General features: G+C 38.7%; 21 protein-coding genes. 10 read left to right on the top strand and 11 right to left on the bottom strand.

The window, feature by feature from the left end; all coding sequences use genetic code 11:
• Positions 1-35 precede the first annotated feature (35 nt).
• From FK178_RS09760 to FK178_RS09740, 6 genes are all read right to left on the bottom strand, one after another.
• Positions 36-401: a hypothetical protein gene (locus FK178_RS09760; protein ID WP_146834219.1), complete on the bottom strand. Its 366-nt coding sequence runs from the start codon at positions 399-401 to the stop codon at positions 36-38.
• The gene (locus FK178_RS09755; RefSeq protein WP_146834216.1) at positions 398-697 is read right to left on the bottom strand and encodes a hypothetical protein; all 300 of its coding nucleotides are present in this window, start codon (positions 695-697) and stop codon (positions 398-400) included. The genes FK178_RS09760 and FK178_RS09755 overlap by 4 nt, the downstream gene beginning before the upstream one ends.
• A complete protein-coding gene (locus FK178_RS09750; protein WP_146834213.1) occupies positions 697-2,412 on the bottom strand; it encodes a hypothetical protein in 1,716 nt (571 codons plus the stop codon). The genes FK178_RS09755 and FK178_RS09750 overlap by 1 nt, the downstream gene beginning before the upstream one ends.
• Before the next feature lie 138 nt (positions 2,413-2,550).
• Complete coding sequence (locus FK178_RS09745; RefSeq protein ID WP_146834210.1) at positions 2,551-2,760, bottom strand: hypothetical protein; 210 nt, start codon at positions 2,758-2,760, stop codon at positions 2,551-2,553.
• Positions 2,761-2,763: 3 nt separating this feature from the next.
• Entirely contained in the window at positions 2,764-2,910 is a 147-nt protein-coding gene (locus FK178_RS15485; protein ID WP_168194583.1) for a hypothetical protein, read from the bottom strand.
• Positions 2,911-2,912: 2 nt separating this feature from the next.
• Positions 2,913-3,203, bottom strand: coding sequence for a hypothetical protein (locus FK178_RS09740; RefSeq protein ID WP_146834207.1), 291 nt, complete (start codon positions 3,201-3,203; stop codon positions 2,913-2,915).
• A gap of 144 nt (positions 3,204-3,347) precedes the next feature.
• Here FK178_RS09740 and FK178_RS09735 point away from each other — a divergent pair, with 144 nt between their 5' ends.
• Entirely contained in the window at positions 3,348-3,734 is a 387-nt protein-coding gene (locus FK178_RS09735; RefSeq protein ID WP_146834204.1) for a helix-turn-helix domain-containing protein, read from the top strand.
• Positions 3,735-4,520: 786 nt separating this feature from the next.
• Here the strand turns inward: FK178_RS09735 and FK178_RS09730 are convergent.
• A complete protein-coding gene (locus FK178_RS09730) occupies positions 4,521-5,975 on the bottom strand; it encodes a DUF6973 domain-containing protein (RefSeq protein ID WP_146834201.1) in 1,455 nt (484 codons plus the stop codon).
• 167 nt (positions 5,976-6,142) lie between these two features.
• Positions 6,143-6,406 (bottom strand): hypothetical protein, encoded by a 264-nt coding sequence (locus FK178_RS09725; protein WP_146834198.1) that lies wholly within the window; start codon positions 6,404-6,406, stop codon positions 6,143-6,145.
• Positions 6,407-6,520: 114 nt separating this feature from the next.
• Here FK178_RS09725 and FK178_RS09720 point away from each other — a divergent pair, with 114 nt between their 5' ends.
• Positions 6,521-7,093, top strand: coding sequence for a hypothetical protein (locus FK178_RS09720; protein ID WP_146834195.1), 573 nt, complete (start codon positions 6,521-6,523; stop codon positions 7,091-7,093).
• Between the two features lie 917 nt (positions 7,094-8,010).
• Here the strand turns inward: FK178_RS09720 and FK178_RS09715 are convergent.
• Positions 8,011-10,860 (bottom strand): M16 family metallopeptidase, encoded by a 2,850-nt coding sequence (locus FK178_RS09715; protein WP_146834192.1) that lies wholly within the window; start codon positions 10,858-10,860, stop codon positions 8,011-8,013.
• Between the two features lie 83 nt (positions 10,861-10,943).
• Between FK178_RS09715 and FK178_RS15575 the strand changes: the two genes are divergently transcribed.
• From FK178_RS15575 to FK178_RS09690, 6 genes are all read left to right on the top strand, one after another.
• Positions 10,944-11,177 (top strand): HD domain-containing protein, encoded by a 234-nt coding sequence (locus FK178_RS15575; RefSeq protein WP_205677180.1) that lies wholly within the window; start codon positions 10,944-10,946, stop codon positions 11,175-11,177.
• A complete protein-coding gene (locus FK178_RS15570) occupies positions 11,174-11,431 on the top strand; it encodes a hypothetical protein (RefSeq protein WP_205677179.1) in 258 nt (85 codons plus the stop codon). The genes FK178_RS15575 and FK178_RS15570 overlap by 4 nt, the downstream gene beginning before the upstream one ends.
• 285 nt (positions 11,432-11,716) lie before the next feature.
• A complete protein-coding gene (locus tag FK178_RS09705) occupies positions 11,717-12,451 on the top strand; it encodes a hypothetical protein (RefSeq protein WP_146834189.1) in 735 nt (244 codons plus the stop codon).
• A 5-nt stretch (positions 12,452-12,456) separates the two neighbouring features.
• Positions 12,457-15,204 (top strand): carboxypeptidase-like regulatory domain-containing protein, encoded by a 2,748-nt coding sequence (locus tag FK178_RS09700; RefSeq protein WP_146834186.1) that lies wholly within the window; start codon positions 12,457-12,459, stop codon positions 15,202-15,204.
• A 4-nt stretch (positions 15,205-15,208) separates the two neighbouring features.
• Positions 15,209-16,387, top strand: coding sequence for a DUF4249 domain-containing protein (locus tag FK178_RS09695; RefSeq protein ID WP_146834183.1), 1,179 nt, complete (start codon positions 15,209-15,211; stop codon positions 16,385-16,387).
• Between the two features lie 8 nt (positions 16,388-16,395).
• On the top strand, positions 16,396-18,159 hold the full coding sequence (locus FK178_RS09690) for a hypothetical protein (RefSeq protein ID WP_146834180.1): 1,764 nt from the start codon (positions 16,396-16,398) through the stop codon (positions 18,157-18,159).
• Here the strand turns inward: FK178_RS09690 and FK178_RS09685 are convergent, their stop codons facing one another.
• Complete coding sequence (locus FK178_RS09685) at positions 18,160-18,834, bottom strand: M15 family metallopeptidase (protein WP_146834177.1); 675 nt, start codon at positions 18,832-18,834, stop codon at positions 18,160-18,162.
• A gap of 127 nt (positions 18,835-18,961) precedes the next feature.
• Between FK178_RS09685 and FK178_RS09680 the strand changes: the two genes are divergently transcribed.
• Together FK178_RS09680 and FK178_RS09675 are read left to right on the top strand one after the other, a co-directional pair.
• Positions 18,962-19,708: an SDR family NAD(P)-dependent oxidoreductase gene (locus tag FK178_RS09680; protein ID WP_394345085.1), complete on the top strand. Its 747-nt coding sequence runs from the start codon at positions 18,962-18,964 to the stop codon at positions 19,706-19,708.
• 90 nt (positions 19,709-19,798) lie between these two features.
• A complete protein-coding gene (locus FK178_RS09675) occupies positions 19,799-22,243 on the top strand; it encodes a zinc-dependent metalloprotease (protein WP_146834171.1) in 2,445 nt (814 codons plus the stop codon).
• 74 nt (positions 22,244-22,317) lie between these two features.
• Here the strand turns inward: FK178_RS09675 and FK178_RS09670 are convergent, their stop codons facing one another.
• Positions 22,318-24,774, bottom strand: coding sequence for a DUF5916 domain-containing protein (locus FK178_RS09670; RefSeq protein WP_146834168.1), 2,457 nt, complete (start codon positions 24,772-24,774; stop codon positions 22,318-22,320).
• Between the last annotated feature and the right edge of the window lie 177 nt (positions 24,775-24,951).

The following is a 24,951-nucleotide window of genomic DNA, read 5'->3' as shown; positions in this document are numbered from 1 at the left end:
ATGATGAATAGATGAATATTGAAGTTGTTTCGAGTTTAATTATTTATTGCGAGTTGTGCCTTGGTGGGGAGCTGTTGATCAATAGCTGCGGAAAAACGGTTGCAACGGCTTTTTTCCAAGTCATTCTTGCTCTCCCTCGCAAATTCTCTCAATGCGCTACACAAAATATAAGATTTATGAAGACTTAGCTTCAACCAGGATTGTTTAGGTGGAAATTGACCCACAGTTTTTTTATTGAACTCATACCAGGTTTCTACAGCAATACTCATTTCAATGGCAAATTTTCGGTTCTCCATGGTTTCGTGAAGGAATTGCATTGTGCCGGCGTAATGGTTAAGAGCGTTTAGGAATAATTGAAAATCCTTTTGTTCGACTTTTTTAAGTTCGATAATAACTGTCATAATTTATAGGTAAAGAGTTCGGTATTGGTGCCGTTGTAATAAAATTTGACAATATTGGTGCTTGGGACCAGGGGAGTGTTATAGAACCGGCGCAGCATACCTTCAATGATGTCTTTTTCTGGCTTGAAGTTATATTTCAAATGACTGTACCAAACAGGATTCGCTTTATGGCCTCTCAGGTTCTCAAGCTTTAGATGATCATTGCCATTTTTAAGTAGAATGCACATTTGAATTTTACTGCACTTTTTACAGAAGATCTTATTTCCGGCACCGCATTTACATTTCTTGGAATCCATTATTTCCCGTTTTTAAGTTGAAAATTGAGATTCGCTTTTTTTATGATTTCCGGAAGATTCCTATAAAGTTCCTTATTTCCCAGCTGCTCTACTTTTGTAAGCAATTCTTCCAGGTAAAATTTCCCTTTTAAATAGGCCTTTACGTGATTGTCAACTTTTTGCCTATCGGTCAATCTCTTTTTACGTTTAGAGGCTGTTGCAACCGTTTTTTGCTTTTCTTCCTTTTTTGTTTCCAGATAGGCAATATGTTTTTTCCACATTTTTTCTGTGTATTCAAATCCTCCTTCTTTGGCTGTGGTTCTGGTAACATCAAAGTAATCACCTGGATAAAGCAAATTAAAATCCGGATGATTTTTTAGGAACCTGGACACGCCTGTTACCCTGTATCGCAGCTCTGCTACCCTTTGCAGGACCACATATTTATTACTGGAATCTCCCGAATGGGTGATGAATTTTTCGTTTTTCCAGGTATTATAAGCTTTTGTCCAGCTGCCAGGGTAGGGACTTTTTCCCTTCCATAGCTTTGCAGCTGTTTTGAAAAAGTCCTGGAGAACTAATTCCTTATACTGGTCACGATCAAGAGCTCCGGCAAAAGCCTCTTTTTCCAGGATTTCAATTCGAAGCGGGGTATATTTGTCATAGCGGTGCGCAGCCAGGTTTTCAACAAAGTCTGCGGGATCATCTATTTTTTCCCCCAAAAAATCACTCAATGTTAGATTTTTTGGTCCGGCATCAACTTTTTCTTCAACTTGCTTCCGGGTGGTCTTATAGAAAGAAAATGTAGATGATGTGAGGCCAGGGGCCGAACTCCTTATATCAGAATGTTTATCAACATTCGCTTTTATTTTTAAATTATTTAAAACTGTTCTATTAGATACTTTATTATGTGGTAAGACTGTCCGTTGGGTTGGTGTAGTATGTTGATTTTCAGTGGCGGGATTTTTTCCTGCGAAATTGTCGGTGATGGATAAAATTTCAGGGTTAATTCGCATTTTAACCGGTCTGGAACTGCCCTCAAAAATATAATCCTGAAGGATCCCGGCTTCTTCCAATCTTTTGCGCTGCCTTCTAAAGGTTTTCTGACAAACATTTAACCTGACCACGTCATTTACCTTTGCCGTTGTTATCCAGCCAGTATGAAGTTCTATATAAGGAAGCTTTCCAGGTATATATACTTCCAGTTGGTGACGTATTGCTTTCCTCTTGTATAGTTGTTTATTATAATGCCAAAGAATGGCAGAAAAGATTTGTTCCGTATGATACTTAATCGTGTGAATCTTGTCTTTTTGCGCCATTGGACGGTTGCAACCGTTAAAACTATCTACGCGCTCATTCCTTTCCCAGGTATTTAGGGGTGCGATCATATTATTGAACTTTATTAAGATTTTTTGTTCCTGTCGCGTTAATGGTTGAGTGTCAATGGCTTTTTTAATTCGTTTATTGTAGGTAGTAATTAATATATTTTCTTCTTTAACCTTTATGTTATAAGCATCTACGACTTTACGGTAATTTTCCATGCTTGACTTAAAATCTTCTGTAGTCAAAATTGGATCGACATATTCTAAGTGTTCGGTTGCAACGGTTCTAATAGTATTTTGAAGGGATCCAGTTTGAGGCGGTTGCAATCGTTTTTTCCTAATATTAAAAACTCCATTTAATTCTAAAATGGCTTTACTGAGCATGGGGGTGTTATCTATTTTATTGTATGTTTGCATATCTTTACTTTTGTTCAAAAGGACAAATCATTGGCAGGAGGGCAGGGGTGTCCTCCTTCTTTTTTCCTATAATAATAGTGAATGGGCGCGGCTTAAATTCTTTAAACGCACGCCCATTTGGGGATTTGCTCCCGGGTTTCATGAATGAATAATTTCAGCTACCAACATTTCCAGGTTATCTGGATGATATTTTGCCGGAAGGTTGTCATACACACTCTTTCTTTTCCTTTGGTTCGAAGTTTTACGCTTTTTTTTCTCTTCCTCAATTAACTGTATAAAGTTTTCCTTTTCATCCTGGTCCAAGGCTTTGAAAGTGGCATAAACGATATGTGCAGTTAATTGGCTCATTATTTATAATGCGCTGCTGTATTTTTTAATTTTTTCTGTGTAAAAGGAAGAAAGAACCAAGGTGTTACGAATTCCAAACTTTAAAGATTCTAATCTGATTAATTGTTCTTTGAGGTGGGTGATTTTCTTTACTAATTGTTCTGGTGCCATATCTATTGGTTTTGTCCGGAACCATTTGATTCCAGAGCGGTTATTTTTCTTAATTCTTGAAGTTCTTCTCGTTTTGTAAGTATTTCGTCTTTGTACCTAAATAGCTCCAACAAAACATTAAAGTCGCTTTGATGGCCGGCTAAAACGTCACTAATTATTTTTGGAGAATACTCTTTGGCTCTTACAGGTTGAAGTTTGGCCTCGTTTAATCTGCGGGAGATCATTTTTGCATAACCAGTTGGGAACAGCCTTCTTAATTCATCACGTTCTTTATTAGTTATCTTTATTTTCATATCTTAGGTGCCTTATTCAGCTATTATCGGATTTTAAGTGAAATATTTACAGCTATATGATAAATATTTACATACAAACTTATAAAAAATTGTAGTTACAAAACAAGAAATTGTAAAAATTTACTATTTAAATTTTTTATATTAATGAATATTAAAGAGTTACGTTCCAAAATCGGCTTATCCCAAAAAGAATTTGGTTCAAGGCTTGGATTGACCTCACAGAGTATTACAAAGTTTGAAGCTGGGGGAAAATTGACTGAAACAGTAAAAAAATTGATTAGTTACGAATTCGCTGAATTCATGCCAGAAGAAGAGAGACTGTTTTCAAAATCAACTGCAGGGGAAAACGCTTTAAAAGAGGAAATAAAAAAGTTGGAGCTGGAAAGGACCGAACTCCAACACCAGGTCGAGCAAATTCCACATTTAAAAGAACAAATAAGCTTACTGAAAAGAAATATTCAATCCCTGGAAGACCAAGTTGATCTTTATAAAAAAATGTTGAATATCGAGAGTCAAAGTAAAACCGCTTAAGAGTGGTTTGGAGGTCTACTAAGGCAAAAGTAATAATCTCACTTTTTTTAATTGCCATAAAAATATAGTTAATACTATTATAGAGATCTTTTTGAATGGAAAATAGAGGTAAATGATATCTTGAATATGAAGAAAAAAGGGACCACTTGCCGGTCTAATTTTTGGAAGAGAATTTGAAATATTGATTTATCCGGTAAAGGAAAGAATCGATCGAAATAAGATTTTACTAGTTTTTTTCTGATGTACAGGATATCCCATTTGTAGGATCAGATTATTTTTATATGGAAATAGGTTAATAAATATTTTGGTGAATTCGGGATATGGAAAGTAATTTATTTTTCAAAATAATTAATTTCTTCAGTAGTTTCAAATGTGAAAAATCCACTCGTACAGATTTCCATATAGAGCAATTCCCTATAATAAAAAACATAGCTTTGACTTCCCAAATTGTGATGTTTAATTTAAAATTAAAAGGCCGAAGTTTTAACTTCAGCCCTTTAATTGTTTAAGAATATCGCAGATTCCTATATTTTAATTTTAATTTTTAAATTACCTGTAGCTTTGCTTTTATTCAAATACAAGGTAAATTCCTCTTCATAAAAATCTGCAAAAATTCAGTGATTTCTCCATCTAGCCATATGTTTGCACTTAATGGACTCTTATACTTTTGTTTTTTTAATACAAAAGTATGATCCTGAGAAAAATCATTAACTTTCCATGTTTTAGTGTTATCGCTACTACAAGCAATCCATAATATACATAATAGAATGGTAATAAATTTCTTCATTATTGGTTTGTAGGTTTTAATACAGAAGTAGCTGTGGCCAAACCATTACTATCTAAATTGCTTAAATATTTAAGATTACCTTCCTCTACAGCTAATTTTACTTTTAACATTAAGTTTATTGAGCCTGTAAGGCCGATTTCTATTCCTTTTGAATTATTATAGAGATCCATGTCGTTTTCTTTATACTCTAATGTATATTGTAAAGGTTTATTTTCATGAGCAGTTGTTAACTGATTAGTTAAACTAGATCCCAACTTTACAGTAGAAAATGCATTCCAAAGAGAATGTCTGTAAGCATCACTTTTAGTATTTCTAAAGTTACCTCCATAAATTATACTCTCATATTTTTTAGCCAAATAGCCGCTATGTAAATAATTTAATTGTTTAACTCTACTTAAGCCATCAAAAATAGATCTCTCTTGAACCGACATTTCATTCTTATAATCTTGCTCATATGCTAATATAATTGAATTATTAGCATCAAAATTATAGTTTGCTACTGGATTATTAAAATCAATCACTTTTCCTAAAATCATTAAAACTATTGCGCGCTCTGCTAAATTCTTGCTTTCTGCCGAATATGAGTTATCATCTAAAAACTTCATTGCCTTTACAGCTTCGGTAGTGTTTTGCTCTAGCCAAAGTTTTTGATTAGGTGTTATATTTAAGTGATAATCGAGTCCAGCGGCATACATTTGAGGTGTTGATATAGGTTGCGTCCAAGGGTCATTTGGATCCACATAAGCAGGAGTTCCAGGTCCGCCTCCTTCTGATCCACCACCGCTAGATTCATAATAGAAGGTGGTGTAGGCGGAGTAATCAGGTGTGGATATGCAATAATTGCTAGTTTTAGTATAGGTTGTGCTGCAATTTGGACCTGCTACGTGAGTTTCTCCACCATAATCACATAACTGTGTTGATATAGAATAGCAGTTATACTCTTTTTGAGTAACATTTTCAAGAGAATTTAACATTCTTATTTCTCCTCTCTCGATATTCTTTAAATCTATTTGCTCTGGATTATTACAGGCTTCATTCTTATAATAATATCTACAAATATAATATTTGGTTTCTTGGGTTGCGAGGTCTGCAATTATAATATTTTCAAAATATGATTTAGATTCCCCACTGTTGTCAACCACTGATAGTGTATAATATTTATTTTTCTTATATATATTCATTGAAACTCTCGAGGTATCCACAATAATGCTTTCTTCTGAATTCTTAACTTTTGCCTCACTTATGTCATAGGTAATTTTAAGTGGGCTATCCATGGTTAATGATTTTAGATTTTCAAAATCATTGAATGATCCAAAATTCATTTCTGAATTTTTAATCAACGAGTTATCCTCTAGGTTAATGCCTTCATTTAAATTTTCTTTTTCACAGGAGTACGAAAAAAATAAGATGAGGGTTGCAATAAAAAGTTTTGGTTTTAAGAAAATATTTTTCATTTATTTTTTGTAATTTTCCTAAGTAGGGTCGGAGGGTTAGTAATGGAGCTAATTAAGTTTAATTTTAAGTATTCAAATTTTATATTAACTTATATGTAACATATCCATTAATTTAAATCAACTTAAAATTGTAATATGTTTCTTTCTCTACTTTTAGTTCGGTATTTTTAAATGAAGTATAGGCAAGAAGTTTTTAATGAAACATGTGTGAAATTGAATTCGGTTATTTTTGCCGGGTCAAAAATTGACAATGAAGGCAAAAGATCATTATTAAGTAGATCTTTTTCTACTCCCTTGTTAATGAATCCTGGATCCTCCTTATAATATACATTACCATCCAATTTGGCTTCACAATAATTCGCTAAAAAAATAGATCCTTCTTTGTTTTCTTGGAAGTGATCAAAGCCTAAGTTTTTGAATAAGGTTTTCATATATACTGTTTTGGTAAAAAGAAAGAAGTAGTATTAAAAAAAGGGCAGAATATACTAATCAATTAGAATTTTTGGGTTCTACTTATTCGTGTCGTCATCAAAGCAAATAATAAAATGAATAATTTATTAAAATTGATAAAATTTAATAGTGTAGGAAGAATTATATTATCTACTATTCTAATATCATCACTGAGTTGTGGAATTAGATATAATACAAATGGTGAATTGGAATCAAATATTAAACAAAAGATAATCTCCGAAAGCTTGGAGTTTTCGAATTACGTTGCTAAAAGAACTGTAATCCTGGACACTATATATTTTGATGATTTAATCAAAAATGAAAAAGAAATAATTTTAAAAGATCTCGCTTCAGACCGTAAAGAAATTGAATATGTTAATCGAGAATTTTTGGGGAAATATGGCTATGAGGAAATGATTTCAATATTAAATCTTAAAATTGAAATTTCTGAGGAAGCCTTAGAAAATTTAAAAGAAGTTAAATCTGGTCCAGCATATATTATTGCAAAACATGAGTATAGCTTTCAAAATGATGTAAAAGAAAAATGGCAGAAAAATGAACTTTTAGTCATTGTTGATAAAGAACTGAACATTGTAAAAATGACTAAAAATAAATCTGAAATTGAAAATTATATATCTGAAGATTTTAATTTAAAATATTTACAATAGTCAGCCATAAGTTTTGTAAAACATTTATATTATGTCAGAAAATGAGGAATTATTTTGAGTGGGGAAGGGGATTAAATTAGATAATAATTAAGGAACCAAATACCGGGCCAACTTTATTGAAATATTAGATTTTTATACTAACATAAAATATTTAAAATCAGAGGTGTAAATATTTAGAGTGGGCCAAGTGCTAAACTTAAAATCCAATGATCAGCAACGGTCGTGCGGGTTCAAGTCCCGCTCCGAGTACAAAAACCCTCTTTATCTTATTGATTTAGAGGGTTTTTTGTTTTTACAAATGGTTTTTACAATTCTTTTCCTGCTCCGGCTTTAAAGCTGGAACAAAGGAGTGCTAATTAATTTTGCCCCTTCAGGGCTTATAACTGACTTCGCTTTTTTACATCCCGATGCACGGGATGTTAGTTTATTACGCCCTTTCAGGGCTTTAATATTAGCCGCTTCCATCACTTCGGTTTTATAGAAGTTAATTTTCCATCCCTTCTCCTAAGCTTCCAGTGGTTAATAAGTAAGCCCCCGAAGGGGTACAAAATAGGAACAATGAGTTCAGCCCATCGCATAAAAAGCGTACTAGTCAATTAGCCCCGAGGGGTGAAATGATTAATGGTCTGGAACAAAACATACCTTATTTATCCCGCCCCTGCAGGGCTTATAACTGACTTCGCTTTTTACATCCCGCTTCACGGGATGTTAGTTTATTACGCCTTTTCAGCGCTTTAATTAAGTGGGCATAAAGTAAGCCCTGAAGGGGTGCAATATTGGAACGATGGGTACAGCCCCTCGAATAACAAGCCTCCTTGTTTAATTAGTCCCGAAGGGGTGTAATATATTCTTAAAACCATTTAAACAAAAAAAGCCCCTGAATTTTTTTCAGGGGCTTTTTGCATTCTATTGAAAATCTAATTTCCTGAGGTGTCGCTTACCGGGTTCCCGTCAAGGTCCAGTTCTACCACTTCATAATCCAGCTCCTGCAGTTTTGGAAGAACGGTTTTCTTGTCTCCCACTACTACAATGTGCATATTCTCAACAGGAAGGTTTTTCTTTGCCAGGGCATTGAGTTCTTCCCTGCTAATGTTGTTCAGGATCTGTGTTTGTTTTTGAACATAGTCCTTGCTTAACTCATATTCCAGCAGTCGTCCAAGGAAACCGGCTTTTTGCATAGGGGTTTCATATTGGCGGGCATCAGCCTGTCCTATAGAACTCTTCATAAAAGCCATTTCATCCTCACGTACTCCTTTATCGCGGTATGAGGTAAGTTCGTTCATGAATTCGGTCACAGATTCTGCAGTGGCATCTGCCCGTACTCCGGCAGAGGCTGTAAATGTTCCTCCATACTTGCTGCCCCTGTATCCAGATCGTGCCCCGTAAGTATAACCTTTATCCTCACGCAGATTTAGATTGATACGGCTGTTGAAAGCACCTCCCAGGGTGTAATTCATAAGGCCGCTCCTGTAATAATCGCCCAAAGCGTCATAAGGCATGGCTACGTACCCAATACGTATCTCCGACTGTGCCGCATCTGGTTTGTCTACAAAATAGATACGGGTCTTATCTATGCCAGGGGTTTTTGCATTTTCTGCCAGTTTTATATTTTTACCCTGCCATTTTTCCAAAAAGCCCAGTTTGGATTTGATCTCCTTTTCATTGATATCTCCTACCACAACCAATTGCGCCAGGGAAGGAGAGAAACTGTTCTTATAGAAATTCGATACATCCTCCAAAATGATACTGCTTACAGTTTCTGTAGTTCCTGTTACGGGGATGGCAAGGAAATGACCTTCACCATACAGTAGCTTGTTATAAACCTGATTGGCAATAACCGTTGGCTGGGTAGCGCTGTTGGCAATGCTTTCCAATTGCTGTTTTTTAAGACGTTCAAAATCATCTTCATTGAATTTTGGACGAAACATTCTTTCTTCCAGAAGTGCCAGGGTAGGTTCCAGGTTCTTTTTAAGGGACTGTACATATATCTCGATCTCATCTGTCCCACCCACAACTCTTATAGAACTACCCAGCATCTCCAGTTCATTGGAAAATTCTTCAGCGGTATAATTCTGGGTGTCTTCATTCCACATAGAGGCGGTAAGGGAGCTGATACCTGCTTTTCCGGGAGTATCCATAGATAATCTGTGGCCTCCTTTCATTGTAAGTTGAAGGGTAACTGTAGGGATCTCATCGCTTTCCGAACCTATTACCTTTAACCCATTCTTGAAATTAACCGTCCAGAAATCTGGGACATTCACCACAGGATTGCTTCCCGGGGTTGGCCTTTTGGTACGGTCAAAATTATCTTTGGCTTTGTTGTAAGTAAGTCCGCTGTACTGGTCGGCTGCCGCAACAAATCCTTCCGTAGAAATAGTATAATTATCGGCTTTTGCCACCTGCTCGGTTTTCCCTTTGGGTACCACGCTAAGGATCACACTATTTTTCCCTTTTATATACTGGTTGTAAACCCGCATTACATCTTCTTTGGTAACAGCCTGGATGCGTTTTAATTCCTCCTGTATATTATTGGGGTTTCCTGTAAAGGTTTCGTTATATGCCAGTTGTGACACTTTCCCGCTTACACTTGCCAGTCTGTTAATAAGGCGGGATTCAGCGGTTGCCTTGTATTGGGTAAGGTCCTGATCTGTTACCCCGCGGGTTTCAAACTCGGCTAGGGATTGTCTCACCAGGGCCTCGCTCTGGTCAAGTCCCTGGTTAGGATATGCCATTATAGAAATTGTAAATTCCCCGGCAAGCTCCGAACCTGAATTGTATGCATTTGCAGAAAGTGCTTTCTGGTCTTTAATAAAGTTTTTGTAAAGAATAGAATTTTTCCCCTGCCCAATTACAGAAGCCAGCACGTTTAGAGCGTGCTCATCTTTATGGCCAGATTCCACTACCGGAAAAGTAATGTTAAGCATGGAGTTACGAATGTTGTCTTCATAAGAAACATAACGGTCCTTTTCCAGTACTGGTAGAATTGGTTTCATATTTTCAACGGAAGGCCCTGCAGGTATAGCACCAAAATATTTTTCGGCCAGCTTTACAACTTCTGCAGGATTTACATCTCCACCCACAGTAAGCACCGCGTTGTTGGGGCCGTACCAGCGAAGGAAGAAATTCTTAAGATCTTCTACATCTACCCGGTCCAGGTCCTCAAGATATCCTATGGTCAACCAGGAATAAGGATGGCCGTATGGATATAGGTTTTTCGCGGTCATTTCGCGCGCAAGGCCATAGGGACGATTGTCATAATTCTGCCCGCGTTCGTTCTTAACAGTTTCACGTTGTACCTCAAATTTTTGCTGGGTCACAGCGTCAAGTAAAAAGCCCATCCTGTCTGCCTCCAGCCAAAGCCCGGTTTCAAGCTGATTGCTGGGCAGGGTTTCGAAGTAATTGGTACGGTCACGGTTGGTTGTTCCGTTAAGGGTTCCACCGGCTTCCGAGATGATCCTGAAGTGCTCTTCATCGGCAACATTGTCTGATCCCTGAAACATCATGTGTTCAAAGAAATGCGCAAAGCCCGATTTTCCAATTTCTTCACGGGCAGAACCCACGTGATAGGTTACGTCTACATGCACCACGGGATCTGAATGATCTTCGTGTACAATTAAAGTAAGGCCGTTTGAAAGTTGATATTTTTCATAGGGAATTACCAGCTCATCACCTTTTTTGGTGACTTTTTCCACAAGTTTCGTCTGTGCCCCGGCTAAACTGAACATTCCAGCCATTAGCACGATACTTAAACCGAATTTTTTTAACATATTTATTTGTATTAGAAGAATGTATGAACTCGTATTAGACCAATATAGGAAACAAAAGTTTAATGCTGTTGTGAAATATATTTTTGAAGTTCAGGGAATTTGCCAGGGAGGGACATAAGGATCAATTCAAAAAATATAAGAACGAGCCATATATAGAACATCCTATAAGAGTTGCAGCGCTGGTCAAAACGGTTGCTCAAAGCCGTGAAATGTTGTGCGCCGCTTATTTACACGATGGGGTGGAAGATACTCCGGTAACCTTGGATGACATTAGGGAAAGATTTGGTGTAAAGGTGGCAGGGCTGGTCAGGAATTGACAGATGAATATGTAAAAGAAAATTATCGCCACCTTAACCGAAGACTAAGAAAGGAAAAGGAGGTAGAGCGGCAATCGAAAATAAGCAGGGAATTAAAAACCATAAAATTGGCAGATGTTATTGATAACACCAGGGATATTGTTGAAAATGATCCTGATTTTGCTCGTAAATATGTACCCGAAATGGAACATCTGGTAGAAGCTCTGCAGGGTGGTGATTTTAAATTATTTTTGAAGGCATGCTATGAGGTATAGAGAGGTAAAAATATCCTAAAACAGGATTTCGGAAATTTCCCTAAGGATTAGAGGCATAAAATGGCGCCATAAAACGATCATAAGTATTAATAAAATTATGGGGGTCTCGCTTATTGATGGTAATTTGTTTGGCTACCGGGGGCTTTAGCCATTTTAAGTTGGAGTTCCGATTATTTTTACATTAACCATTATAATGTTAAAAAAGTATTAAATAAAAGCTTTACATTTAGTTCAAATTAAAGTCCCTTAATTGGGTTTTTCAAATAACGGTCCTTTAAATGTGCTATGATGCGTAACATTGGTTTGATATTCCTATTCTTCCTTTTTCAAACTTTTCAGATCTCTCTGGCTCAGGCAACACAAGAAGAAAAGAATCTCTATTCCTGGTTTGATAAAGAGTTGGGTGTTGAGAACACACGACTTTTGAATGGGGCAGAATATGTAGAAAAATATAGAACAGTCAATGAAAAAAATTCTTTTTTTCTAAGTGGTGCACCCATTACCGGCTCTGTGCTTTATGAAGATGAATGGTTTCATGGGGTGCAAATGAAATACAATGTGCACGAGAATATTCTTATAGTCCAGGTAGAGAGTAATTTAGGTGTTAATATCATACAGCTTAGAAATGAAAATCTCCAACGGTTTGAATTTGATCAATTCAGGTTTATAAATATCAACGCCCCAGGATCCATTTTTAATGGATTTAATGAGGTTTTATTGGAAAAATCCCAATTAACCCTACTTAAAAAGCACTCTCTTAAATTAACAGCGAAAACCGACCAATTCATCCAATATTACGAATTTATCCCCCGGCGTATCAGATATGGATATTCATATAATAATGTTTATTATGAATTTAACTCCAGGAGAGAACTTGCCTCCCAATTCCCCGAATTGAAAGAGTTGATTACAGACTTTTTTAAAAACAATAACTATTTGTATAAAAATCAACAAGATACCTTTATGGTCAACCTTTTTAAGGAAATAACCGGGCGTCTTTCAAAAGAAGAGTCCCTGTAAAGAAAATGAAATTCTCTTTTTTTATAATCCTGCTGCTGGTTTGCTTCGTTTCTTTTTCACAGGAAACCCAACATAAAATTTCTGTAAACTTCCAGGATGCCCCCCTGGAAGAGGTAATTTTACAACTTGAAAGCAAAACCAATCTTAAATTTTATTTTATTGAAGAATGGTTAGCCGGGTACCGTTTCACAGGTGCCTTTGAAAATACGTCCCTGGAAGAAATCCTGGAGAAGATATTTAAAGAAACCCTTTTGAACTTCTATCGTATGGAAGGCAATAAAATTATTCTTACCAGGAATAATGTAATTTATGATCAATTTCCCCGGGATATCTTTAATAATTCTGCGGGAAGTACTGTGGAAAGGGGTGATGCTCAGCCTGTATTTATAGCTGCAGAGCGGGGGCAAAGCAATGTAAAGACTATTTATATTGGAAAGGAGGATAAAACCAATAAGACCCGAAACTTTTTACTTAAAGGGTTTGCCGTGGAAGTAGAGTCCAACCGCCCACTTCCTAATTTAACGGTAATAATTAAGGATAGGAATATTGGAACTGTTACAAATGAGCAGGGCTACTATGAACTTTTGGTTCCTATAGGTTCTCACCTTTTGGAAACCAGCTCTCTGGATACAAAACCTTTCCAGGTAAGATTGGTTATTTACAACAATGGTGAATTGAACCTGCAACTTGAAGAAAATTTTGAGCAATTGGGAGAAATTCTTCTCGCTGCAAAATCCAATCAAAATGTAAGGCAAGCCATCACAGGCCTGGAGCAAATAAATGTCGGGGAGATCAAAACAATTCCCCTAGTCCTGGGTGAAAGGGATATCCTAAAAGTAGCTACCACCTTACCCGGGATAAGTAGTGCAGGGGAGGGAGCAGCCGGATTTAATGTAAGAGGAGGCAGGGCCGATCAAAATTTAATTCTCCTGGATGATGCTGTTTTATATAACCCAGCGCATTTCTTCGGCATATTTTCAGCTTTAAATCCCTTCACCTCTGGAGAAGTTAATATTTACAAGGGAAGCATTCCTGCCGAGTATGGAGGCAGGCTTTCGTCGGTTTTTGATATTAAAACCAAGAAAGCAAATACCCAAAAATTTGCAGGGGAGGCTTCCATTGGTCCGGTAACCAGTAGCCTGGCTCTGGAAATTCCGGTGGTAAAAGAACAATCGGCCCTGTTACTGGGGGGGAGAAGTACTTATTCTGACTGGATCCTTCAAAACCTGGATGAACCCAACCTTAAAAATACACGGGCCTCATTTTATGATATAATAGCTAAATATCATCACGTAATAAACGATAACCATGATGTTGAGGTTACTGGCTATTTCAGCAAAGATGTTTTTAGTATCACCTCAGATTCCCTGTTTAGTTATGACAACCGGTTGGGATCTTTACGTTATAACCACAGGTTCAATTCTAAAAACAGGGGAAGTTTAATTGTGAGCAACAGCAATTACAATTTTAATATAGATTACCAGGGGGGAAATGCCAACGATTTCAAATCTGGTTACCGTATAAGCGAGACAGAGGTTAAATACAACCTTAATTACTTATACAGTGATAAACACGATTTTAATTATGGGATGTCAAGTAAACTCTATGTTGTAAAACCGGGAAGAATAGAGCCCTTTGGAGAGGAGTCTACGGTAGAGCCCTTAAACATTTCAAGTGAAAAAGGCCTGGAATCATCCTTGTATGTGGCAGATAATTTTAAAATCAATGAACACCTTCTTATTACTGCAGGATTGCGGTTTTCCCTTTACAACTCCCTGGGGCCAGGAATACAAAACAATTATGAACAGGGAATTCCAAGAAGTGAATTTACCATAATAGAGGTGCAGGAATTTGGATCTAATGAGATTATGCAAACCTATGTGGGGCCCGAGGTTCGATTTTCTGCCAGGTACTTTCTGGCGCCAGAACTTTCCTTAAAAGGTAGTTATAACACTACCTACCAGTACATTCACACGCTGTCTAACAACACTACAGTTTCTCCTACAGATACTTATAAATTGAGTGACAACAATATTAAACCCCAAAGTGCTTCCCAGTATACCCTTGGATTATATAAGAACTTTGCCCATGATATGTACGAGACCAGTGTTGAAGGCTATTACAGAGAATCTAAAGACATGTTGGATTTTAAAGTAGGTGCCCAGCTCTTTTTAAATGAAAATATTGAAACCGAAGTCCTTCAAGGGGAAGGCCAGGCTTATGGGGTAGAGTTCTTAATTAGAAAGTCCCTGGGAAAATTAAACGGTTGGATAGGGTACAGCTATTCCCGTTCTTTTTTGAAATTGGATAGTGAATTTAGAGAAGAGCGTATAAATAACGGAGCCTTTTTCCCTGCCAATTTTGACAAACCTCATGATTTTAGTTTGGTGGGAAATTATAAGTTGACAAAAAGATTTAGCCTATCGGCAAATTTTGTGTATCAAACAGGGAGGCCGGTGACTTTTCCAATTGGAAAATACAGTTTTAATGGGGCAGATTATGTTTTTTACAGTGATCGAAATAAATTTCGGATTCCAGATTATTACAGGCTGGATGTAAGTTTTAATGTGGAAGGGAACCACAGGATTCAAAAATTTGTACATAGTTTTTGGAATGTTTCAGTTTACAATGTGTTGGGAAGAAATAATCCCTACTCGGTATTTTTTGTTACAGAAAATGGCGAGGTGAAGGCTTACCAAAGCTCTATTTTCTCCATACCCATTCCCACCATTACGTATAATTTTAGATTTTAATCCTATGGGTTCAAAAAACACATCATACCGGTACATTCTCCTTAGCTTCCTTGTTTTCCAGGGCTGTGTGGAGCCCTTTGAATTTGAAAATGAAAGTTTTGAAAATATCCTGGTAGTGGAAGCTACATTAACCAATGAAGAAAAACTCCAGGAAGTGCTTCTAAGCCGCACTTTTCCCTTGGATGTTAATGGTGCTTTTCCTGAACAAGCTGCCCGTGTAAGCATACTGGATAATACAGGGAACCAGTTTAATTTTAATGAAACTTCTCCCGGGAGGTATGTGTCTTTGAATACCTTTAGTGCAGTGGAGGGTAGAATGTATACTTTGGAAATTACAACAAGAGATGGCAAAAATTACAGCTCGGATGCATCTGGGTTTAGAGGCACTACCAGTATTGAAAGTGTATATGGCGTACTCTCCCAAAACCAGGAGGGGGTCCCTGGAATAGATATACGTATTAACAGTTCGGGCACACAGGAAAACTCCGGCTATTACAGGTATGAATATATTGAAACCTACAAAATTCTTTCCCGCTATTTTAGGTACAGGGAAGCAGTGGTGAACTCAAATGGTGAGGTAGTTGTGGTGGAAAAGGCCATACAGGATAACACCTGTTTTAATGGCGGGGAGTCAAATGAAATTCTATTGAGTAATTCTACTTCTCTGAATCAGGACAGGATTGTAGGCAATTTTCTAAAGTTTATAAGACAAGACAATCCAATTTTTGCAAACCGGTACAGTATCCTGGTAAAGCAGTATGGAATTTCGAGGGAAGCATTTTCCTTTTACCAAAGCCTGAAGGAACTTGCAGAATCTGAGAGTTTGTTTTCACAAATCCAACCGGGGTTTCTTGCTGGAAATATAGTCTCTCTTGACAATCCCGGGGAATACGTTCTTGGTTTTTTTAGCGTAGCCTCTGTCTCAGAGCGCCGCGTGTTTTTTAACTACATAGATTTCTATAATCCCGTAGAACAACCGAGACCATTTTTTGCAGATCCCTGCCACCTGGAAACTTTTAGAACACCGGCGGAAACATTGATTATAAAAGACTATGCCCAAAGTGAGCAATATAGATTATACAGTTATGACCCGGCAAGTGGAGAATATATTTTTGTAGACGCACCTTGTATAGATTGCACCCTGCTGGGCACCAATGTAGTTCCGGAATTTTGGGAAGAATAATTGAGTATATGATGAGGAAAACAACCATTCTTATTTTAGCTTTCCTGGGTTGTATTCCAGGGATAAATGGGCAGCAAAGTAATAGAGATGTCATGGAAATGCCCATAGACCATGAGGAGGTTTTTGTGCACTACAACACGGGTTTTTTAATTCCTGGGGAAACATTGTATTACAAGTTCTACTGTAGAAATTCCCGCACAAAACAGCTTAGTACCTTGAGCAAAGTAGGTTATCTGGAACTGGTTGATGCTGAAAAAAATATAATTTTTAAGCATAAAATTGCCCTGAACGATGGCCATGGCCAGGGAGATTTTTTTGTTCCTACTTCAATAGCGTCTGGCAATTATAAGTTAATTGCCTATACCCGACGCATGATAGTGGGGCCAAAAGAAATTTTCTTTGAAGGAAATCTTAGCATTGTAAATCCTTTCCAAAATGAGCAACAAGATCTTTTCTCTTCCAGCTTTTCGGCTTTGAAAAACACAGAGGCTAATAATTTGCCCACGCCTTCTGAACAAAAAAGCACACATGTAGCTGGAAGATTGGAAATTCAGTTGGAAAACCGTCTTTTTGAAAAAAGGAGTAATGTGAATCTTGTGATCAATCATAATAGCAGGAATTTGACTTCTACAGGCGTATTTTCCCTTTCCGTTAGAAAGATTGAAGACCTTGAAGTGGTACCGAGGTATACTGCTCAAAATTATCCTTCAGTGATTAATAAGAGATCTATTGCTTTCCCCGTTCAACTTCCGGAATTAAGGGGTCAACTTATTTCTGGCCGTATTCTTACGAATTCTATGAATGAAGGAGATACCGGGCTCAACAATAAAATAGTAGCTCTCTCAATTCCAGGGGATGCATTCTTTTTAAGGCTTGTAAAAACCAATGCCATGGGCAGGTTCACTTTAAATTTGGAAAATAATGATTTTGTACCGCGTACTTTTTTACAAGTATTGGGAGAAGATAGGGGGAAGTATACTATTGTTATAGATCCGGATCCTTCGATAAACTATACCTCCCTGGAGTTTGAGCCCTTACATTTACCAGTATCATTCAAGGACAGGATCATGGAGCACAGTATTTACCGTCAAATAGAGAATAGTTACCTTGAGGTGAAGCAGGATTCCCTGCTTTGGAATGGTAAATCCTACCCTTTTTACGGTGTTCTGCCAGAGGTGTATCACCTTGATGAGTTTACAAGATTTAAAAGCCTGAACGAGGTCTTTATAGAGATCGTTAAAATGGTTAGGATACGTAGAATGGGCGGTAACCCGCGGTTGGAAATCGTAGGTAGTTTCAATGAACCCACCGGTGCAAATTTAATCCCACTTGTAATGGTAGATGGTGTTCTACTGCAGGATCATTCAGAAATTATTGACTACGATGCCAGGAAAATTAAAACGATTCAGGTATTGCGGGAAAAATATTTCATGGGCCCTCAGGTTTACAGGGGTATTATTTCCTTTGAAACCATTGGCGGAGATTTTTTTGATGTAATGAAGAAAGAATTTATAAGTGATACAGAAATGGTAAGGCCTCAACAAAATAAAATATATTTTAGCCCATCCTACCAGAATTTGGATTATTTGCAAAATCGTGTTCCGGATTTTAGACTGCAATTGCTTTGGAACCCAAACTTTTCTCTAACCAATAGAGCCACTAATGTCGAATTTTACACTTCAGATGTGCCAGGGGAGTATGAAATAAGTATAGAAGGTTTTACTGAAGATGGCACCGCTGTTTCGCTAAAAGAAATAATTAGGGTTCACTAGCTATTTCACCAAGAAATCAAAATAGGTATTTGGAAAAGGCTCCGGCTGGTAGGTATAATGCCACCATTCCTGGGAATATGGTTGAAAACCATACTTCATCATTGCGTTTTTAAGGATGCTACGGTTCATTTTCTGAGCAGGAGTAATATTGGTATAATTATGATGGGAACGTTCCCCAAAAAAATCATAGGCTCCGCCCATATCAATTTCTTCCCCACTGTTATAATCTACTATACTCAAATCTATGGTACTGCCGCGGGAATGCCCGGAGCGCGTGGAAATGTAACCCAGTGAAAAAAGGTCTTTTTTATCTAACCCAGGATAAAACTGGGCTTTTTTAAGGGTGTCCTCCGGCTTTCGGGCCCAGGATATAAAATGGTTTACCGCTCTTTGTGGCCGGTAAGCATCGAAAATTTTAAGGCAATAACCCTTTTCCTTCAGTTCCCTCTGCACTTTTGCGAGCGCCATAGCGGCTGGCCGGGACAGGATTGCAACAGGACTTTTATAGCCATCTACCGACATTCCCAGAAAATTATTCTCCCCTGCATATCGCATCTCCAGCACAACATCAGGGATTACGTCCTGCACATATACAAAATTTGGAGGTAAGGTGCTTTCCTGCGCACTAACATTATAAAGGAATAGAAGAGTGAGAATTTGAAAAACAGCTTTCATTCTTATATTTAAATTTCTTCGGAAAGTTATAAAAAAGTATAACCTGATTGATATCATTGGGTAGTTAAAGTAAAGGAACTTATTTTATGGAATTTGGGTAAATTATTTATTATTTAAAATAGTAATTATGGAATTAGAGGGAAAGGTTGCATTGATCACCGGCGCGGGTTCGGGGATAGGAGAGGGTACAGCAATATTGTTTGCAAAGGAAGGAGCAAAACTTGTACTAAGTGATATAAATGAGGAGGCCGGGAATAAGGTACTGGTGGAAATAAAGGAAAACGGCGGGGAAGCTGTTTTTATCAAAGCCGATACATCTGTGGCCGAAGATTCAGAAAAAAGTGTCGAAGTAGCCCTGAAAACTTTTGGCCGACTCGATATAGCGGTAAACAATGCGGGAATTGGAGGTGCTATGGCCCCTGTGGGGGAATATGGTATTGATGACTGGGACAAAGTTATCGCCATCAATCTTTCCGGAGTTTTTTACGGGATGCGGTACCAGATACCTGCAATGCTTAAAAATGTAAGTGGTTCTATTATCAATGTAGCTTCTATTTTAGGGAATGTGGGCTTAGCGAAAAGTGCAGCCTATGTTGCTGCCAAACACGGGGTGGTAGGACTTACAAAAAGCGCCGCTATTGAATATTCCTCTAAGGGCATCCGGGTGAATTCGGTGGGACCTGGTTTTATCAAGACACCGCTTCTGGAGCAACTGGAGAAGGAACAGCTGGACCAGATTATTGCCCTGCACCCTATAGGTCGTTTGGGAGAAGTAAATGAGGTGGCACAACTTTTCCTCTGGCTGGCAAGTGAAAGGTCTTCCTTCGCTACCGGGACTTATTATCCAATTGATGGGGGATATCTCGCCAGGTAGGACAAATCATAAATTTTAAGGGATTCCTGCTTTTTCACTGCCAGTTTTTAATCCTTTTCTTATCTTGAAAACCTTAAAACCAAAATAAGAATGATTAAAAAATTATCTGTAATTGGATTGGTGGCGGTCCTAAGTTTGGGCTGCCAGAGCCAGGGGCAGGTGGCCCAAACCCCACAGCCCTCACCCCCAAAAAAGAGCAATGGAGACCTAAAGGCATATAAAGATGTCATTACACCTGCAGCTAAAAGTGATGAAGGCTTGTTTACCACACATTTTGTAGGGGATAAGCTCTATTTCGAAATTCCCACGAACATTTTTGAGAAAGACATGCTTTTGGTGAGCAGGATCGCAAAAGTGCCCTCCGGCTTTGGAGGGGGTTATGTAAATGCCGGGTCCAAGGTGAATGAACAGGTGGTACGCTGGACCCGCAGGGGAAATAATGTAGATATGAAGATCATAAGCTTTGAGAACCAAAGCGATGAAGGATCTCCCATTTATCAATCTGTAACGGCCAATAATTTTTTTCCAATCCTCTACAGTACAAAGGTGGTGGCGCTAAATCCCGATTCCAATGCGGTGGTAGTGGAAGTGAACAGCCTATATGAAAATGATATTGAAGCCATCAACGGGATCTCATCTTCCCTTAAAAAGCGTTATAAGGTTAAAAAGCTTGATCAAAGCCGGTCTTATATAGAATCTGCCCACTCCTTTCCCAAGAACATCGAGGTGAAGCATTTGATGACCTATGAAGCGGAAGAACCACCCGAAAGAGGACAGGCGGGTACCATCTCACTCTTAATGAATCAATCTATGGTATTGCTGCCAGATGATAAGATGCAGCCCAGACTGGCCGATGACCGGGTAGGTTGGTTCACCATAAAGAAATACAATTATGATTCAGAAGAACTGAAGGCCGATGATTACGAGATCATACGCAGGTGGCGCCTGGAGCCCAAAGATGTAGAAGCTTATAAACGAGGGGAACTTGTAGAACCTGTAAAACCAATTGTATATTACCTGGATCCTGCTACTCCGGAGAAATGGAGACCCTATTTTAAACAGGGAATTGAGGACTGGAATGTTGCCTTTGAAGCAGCAGGCTTTAAGAATGCAATCATCGCCAAAGATCCGCCCACCAAAGAGGAGGATCCCGATTTTAGCCCGGAAGATGTGCGGTATTCTGTGGTTCGCTATGTAGCCAGCACAACGCGAAATGCGGTAGGGCCTTCGGTTACAGATCCGCGTACGGGAGAGATCATAGGAAGTAGCATCATCTGGTACCACAACCATTTGCGCTCTTACCGGAACCGTTATATGATAGAAGCAGGAGCCCAAAATCCTTCCGCAAGAACCCTTAACACCCCAGAGGCCGAAATTGGGGAAATGATGCGGATGGTTATTGCCCACGAGATTGGCCATGCGCTTGGCTTGCCTCATAATATGAAGGCCAGTGCCGCCTATCCTACAGATTCTTTACGATCGGCTGAATTCACACAAAAGTATGGGTTAACCCCTTCCATTATGGATTATGCCCGGGTGAACTATGTAGCCCAGCCGGAAGATAAAAATGTACGTTACATAAGGATGATGGGCCCGTATGACCTGTATTCCATAAACTGGGGCTACAGGTACCTGCCGGGTGCCAACACTCCCCTGGCAGAAAAACCTACTCTTGATAAATGGATACTGGAAAAAGCAGGGGATCCCGTGTATGAATTCGGCGGGGGATATGATGGCGTAGATCCGCAGTCGCAGCGGGAAAGCCTGGGAGATGACCAGGTAAAGGCAAGTGAGTATGGCCTGGCAAATCTTAAAAAAGTAGTCCCTAACCTGGTAGCCTGGACCTCTAAGGATGGTTACAATTATGATGACCTGGGCGAAGTTTATGGAGAGCTTACCAATTTGTGGAGAGGTTATATTACCCATGTGATCACCAATGTTGGAGGGGTATATGAAACACAAAAAACTGCAGATCAGGATGGGGCAGTCTATGAGGCGGTTCCCCGGCAAAAACAAAAGGAAGCGGTACAATTTTTAAACAATCATGCCTTTTCCACTCCAAACTGGTTGCTGGATCAGGATCTTTTAACCCGCATTGAGGCAACAGGGGCTATAGAAAGGGTACAATCATTACAAACCCGTTCCCTCAATTCTTTACTAGACGAGAAACGATTGAAACGTATGGTGAGCAATGAGCAGGTATCCGGAAATAAAGCCTATACGGCTGTGGAAATGATGGATGACCTGCGCAAGGGTATCTTCAGCGAACTGTACGCCGGCCGAAAAGCCGATGCTTACCGCCGCAATTTACAGCGTTCCTATATTGATGCCGCAACGGGATATGTGCAAAAGCTGAAAGAAACTGAAAGCGATGGCATCCTGAAATCTGACATTATTGCACTGATGCGTGGGGAAATGGAACGTTTGAAACGGGATATCAACCAGCGTGGCAACTATGTAAATGATGTACTTACCAGATATCACTGGAAAGATCTTGTCGCACGAATAGACAGCGGGCTTAGGGTTGAACTTTAAATAAACCAGAAAATGTTTGAAAAGGGATCGTTGCACTTACAACGATCCCTTTTTTATTAAGAATTATACCCCTATTAATTTAACCGGCCCATATTATTCCGCTGTAGCGGCCCATCCTGGTCATTGGATTTAAACCAGGTTTTCAGCCTGTTATAATCCAGGAAGTAAGTTATGCGAACTGAAAGATTATTGACCTGCGGCTGGTCAAACAGGTAATTGAAATTTTGGTTTAAAGGTTGCCGTGCCTCCTGCAAATAACTATCCATTGCATTGCGGTACAGGATGCTTATCTGGCTTCCCGGTGCAAACCACCACGAAAATCTTAAATCTATATTCCAGCTGTTATAAGTGGTATCATAAGTATTGGAATGACCGGGTTCCGGGAGGAGAGATCCATTTTCCTGTAATTCAAAGAAACCGGAATACTCAACTTCTGAATAATAATGCCGGAATGCCAGATTAAGTGCGATCTTATTATTGAAAATGTAATTTCCTCCCAGGGAATTTACAACGGTGTTCCGGTTACGCCGGCCCATAATTATTTCATTTGCCGTGTAATTTACAAACCCAATTTCTTTGTCAGAAAGGTTCATGCTGGTTTGGAAATTAAGCTTGAATTTATCTGATACCCTGTAATTCGGGCGAAAATTTATATTAAGGGTCCCTCTGCCTTTTTCATCAAATTTATACCAGTCGGCCACCATACTAAGGTTAAATTTTTTCCGGTAATCTGTATCAAACCACAGCCAGGTGTTGTAGTAAGTGGGGATGTCTACATGCCATCCATGAAAACGGGGTTCATAAATATCCTTGGTTCCCAGGGGGGTAGTTTCAAAACCGCCCCCGAAATTATGGAAGTTGGTAGTGGTGAAACTGGAATTAAAATTGAATACCACGTTACTGTAAAGATCCGGTTCCAGCCGGCGCAGGTGGTTCAGGTTGAAATTGAGGAACATATTGTTCAAAAACCCTTTTGGTTGAAGTAACCTGTAACCGTAGTAACTCATATACCGCATATAATTGGTTTGGCCGCTGTATCCCAGGTCATTTATGTCATAATCCTTTGTCCTGAAATCCAGGCCCGCCTGCACGCGGTGTTTACCGCTTATTTTCGCAATACCGGCCTGGCCCTCCATTCCAAATTTTGTTTCATCGTTCATTACCCAACTACCCTCGGCACTTGCCCGTAAATTCCAGGTGTTACTTTTATTGGTAAGCTGGGTATATAAACCTGTGGCATTTGCATCGCGAAAACCATCAGCCCGGGTGGTATTGGTGTTTACGAGCGAAACTGAAGAATTATCACCAAACCGTTGATCCAGTACCAGGATGTTATAATTGGTAAAAGGTTCCACAACTGTTTTTCGAGTGTCCCCGGTTTGAGTGTTTTCAATTTCAGCATATGTCTTTTCAGTAATAGCATTAAAGAATCCAATTCCCAACCCTTTATCTGTACGGCCGGAAACTTTAAGGGCATTTATGAGGTCTACCGTGGTGGGATTAAAAGTTACAATTTCATTTTCCCCGGTCAAAGCCCTGCCGGAGGGGTACCCCCCAATACGCCTGGAATAAAAAAGATTGCCAATGCTAAATAGTTCTGTACCCTCTGTAAAGAACTGCCGTTGTTCATTATACTGCACCTCAAAGGCAGAAAGATTAAGAACAGTTTCATCAAATTTAGTTTGTCCAAAATCTGGAATAAGAACCATGTCAAGGGTAAAGGCATCATTGATCCCATATTTAAGGTCCATACCCCCGTTGAAATTCACGTGTGTTTTGCCGTCATAATTATTTACGTATGAGGAAACATAGGGTTGAAAAGAAAGCCGGGTGGGGGTTTGAATGTTCTCTATGCCATAGATCTCCCCGTCATAAATTGAAAAAGAACCTTTCGCATTGTTTATAGGACTCCAGCTGTATCTAGTTCCTTCCCTTCGAAATTCCCTTTCCATTTGTAAACCCCATAATTGCACATTTTTTTTAGGAAATCTAAGTTCGGAATATGGAATAAATATTTCGGCTACCCAGTTTGTTTCATTGATCTTCACTGCACTGTACCACACAGCATTCCAGGAAGAATCTTCTCTCATATTCGTCATCTTCGCGTCATATTGAACCCCGGCGGCAGTGACTATGAACTGCATGCTCTGCTGCCGGTCATTATAGCCATTCAATAAAATAAAGAAGAAATCATCGGCGCCTATCTGGTCTCTTTCTGTAAGTTCTTTCATGATCTTATCCGGTTGAGGATCGTTCATGGTAGCGCCAAAGTATATACCCAGGTCGTCATAGATGATCCTTACCTCAGTATGCAAACTATCTGGAATTGGTCTTCCGTTATTTGGCTGGCGTTCTACAAAGCCTGTCGCAATACCTGCATTTTCCCAGGAGGCCTCATCAAGAACCCCATCTATTTTTGGGGCATCGACAATTCTTGGAATGGTTACTTTTTTACGTGGGATACTGTCATTTTCCTGAGAAAATAATGAAAGGCTGCCCAGCATGAGCAATGTGATGATGATGGATTTCATTGATTGACTTTATTAAAAGACAATTAAAGTATTCATTTGTTGCATAACAGTAAGAAATTTTTAAAAATAGCGACTTGGAATTAAACACTTTTAAAGGGTTTTCAAATCTTATATCTGTCATAAAAGGAAGATGAGCAAACAAAAAATATAATATCTTAGCAAATTTTAGAACATTCA

It is taken from the genome of Antarcticibacterium arcticum (assembly GCF_007993795.1).
GTDB lineage: Bacteria > Bacteroidota > Bacteroidia > Flavobacteriales > Flavobacteriaceae > Gillisia > Gillisia arctica.
This window is presented reverse-complemented; position numbering and strand designations above follow the sequence as displayed.

Bases quoted from the DNA above. Each gene is read 5' to 3' on its own strand.
- FK178_RS09760 (WP_146834219.1), bottom strand. From the start codon at position 401: ATGACAGTTATTATCGAACTTAAAAAAGTCGAACAAAAGGATTTTCAA.
- FK178_RS09755 (WP_146834216.1), bottom strand. From the start codon at position 697: ATGGATTCCAAGAAATGTAAATGCGGTGCCGGAAATAAGATCTTCTGT.
- FK178_RS09750 (WP_146834213.1), bottom strand. From the start codon at position 2,412: ATGCAAACATACAATAAAATAGATAACACCCCCATGCTCAGTAAAGCC.
- FK178_RS09745 (WP_146834210.1), bottom strand. From the start codon at position 2,760: ATGAGCCAATTAACTGCACATATCGTTTATGCCACTTTCAAAGCCTTG.
- FK178_RS15485 (WP_168194583.1), bottom strand. From the start codon at position 2,910: ATGGCACCAGAACAATTAGTAAAGAAAATCACCCACCTCAAAGAACAA.
- FK178_RS09740 (WP_146834207.1), bottom strand. From the start codon at position 3,203: ATGAAAATAAAGATAACTAATAAAGAACGTGATGAATTAAGAAGGCTG.
- FK178_RS09735 (WP_146834204.1), top strand. From the start codon at position 3,348: ATGAATATTAAAGAGTTACGTTCCAAAATCGGCTTATCCCAAAAAGAA.
- FK178_RS09730 (WP_146834201.1), bottom strand. From the start codon at position 5,975: ATGAAAAATATTTTCTTAAAACCAAAACTTTTTATTGCAACCCTCATC.
- FK178_RS09725 (WP_146834198.1), bottom strand. From the start codon at position 6,406: ATGAAAACCTTATTCAAAAACTTAGGCTTTGATCACTTCCAAGAAAAC.
- FK178_RS09720 (WP_146834195.1), top strand. From the start codon at position 6,521: ATGAATAATTTATTAAAATTGATAAAATTTAATAGTGTAGGAAGAATT.
- FK178_RS09715 (WP_146834192.1), bottom strand. From the start codon at position 10,860: ATGTTAAAAAAATTCGGTTTAAGTATCGTGCTAATGGCTGGAATGTTC.
- FK178_RS09705 (WP_146834189.1), top strand. From the start codon at position 11,717: ATGATGCGTAACATTGGTTTGATATTCCTATTCTTCCTTTTTCAAACT.
- FK178_RS09700 (WP_146834186.1), top strand. From the start codon at position 12,457: ATGAAATTCTCTTTTTTTATAATCCTGCTGCTGGTTTGCTTCGTTTCT.
- FK178_RS09695 (WP_146834183.1), top strand. From the start codon at position 15,209: ATGGGTTCAAAAAACACATCATACCGGTACATTCTCCTTAGCTTCCTT.
- FK178_RS09690 (WP_146834180.1), top strand. From the start codon at position 16,396: ATGATGAGGAAAACAACCATTCTTATTTTAGCTTTCCTGGGTTGTATT.
- FK178_RS09685 (WP_146834177.1), bottom strand. From the start codon at position 18,834: ATGAAAGCTGTTTTTCAAATTCTCACTCTTCTATTCCTTTATAATGTT.
- FK178_RS09680 (WP_394345085.1), top strand. From the start codon at position 18,962: ATGGAATTAGAGGGAAAGGTTGCATTGATCACCGGCGCGGGTTCGGGG.
- FK178_RS09675 (WP_146834171.1), top strand. From the start codon at position 19,799: ATGATTAAAAAATTATCTGTAATTGGATTGGTGGCGGTCCTAAGTTTG.
- FK178_RS09670 (WP_146834168.1), bottom strand. From the start codon at position 24,774: ATGAAATCCATCATCATCACATTGCTCATGCTGGGCAGCCTTTCATTA.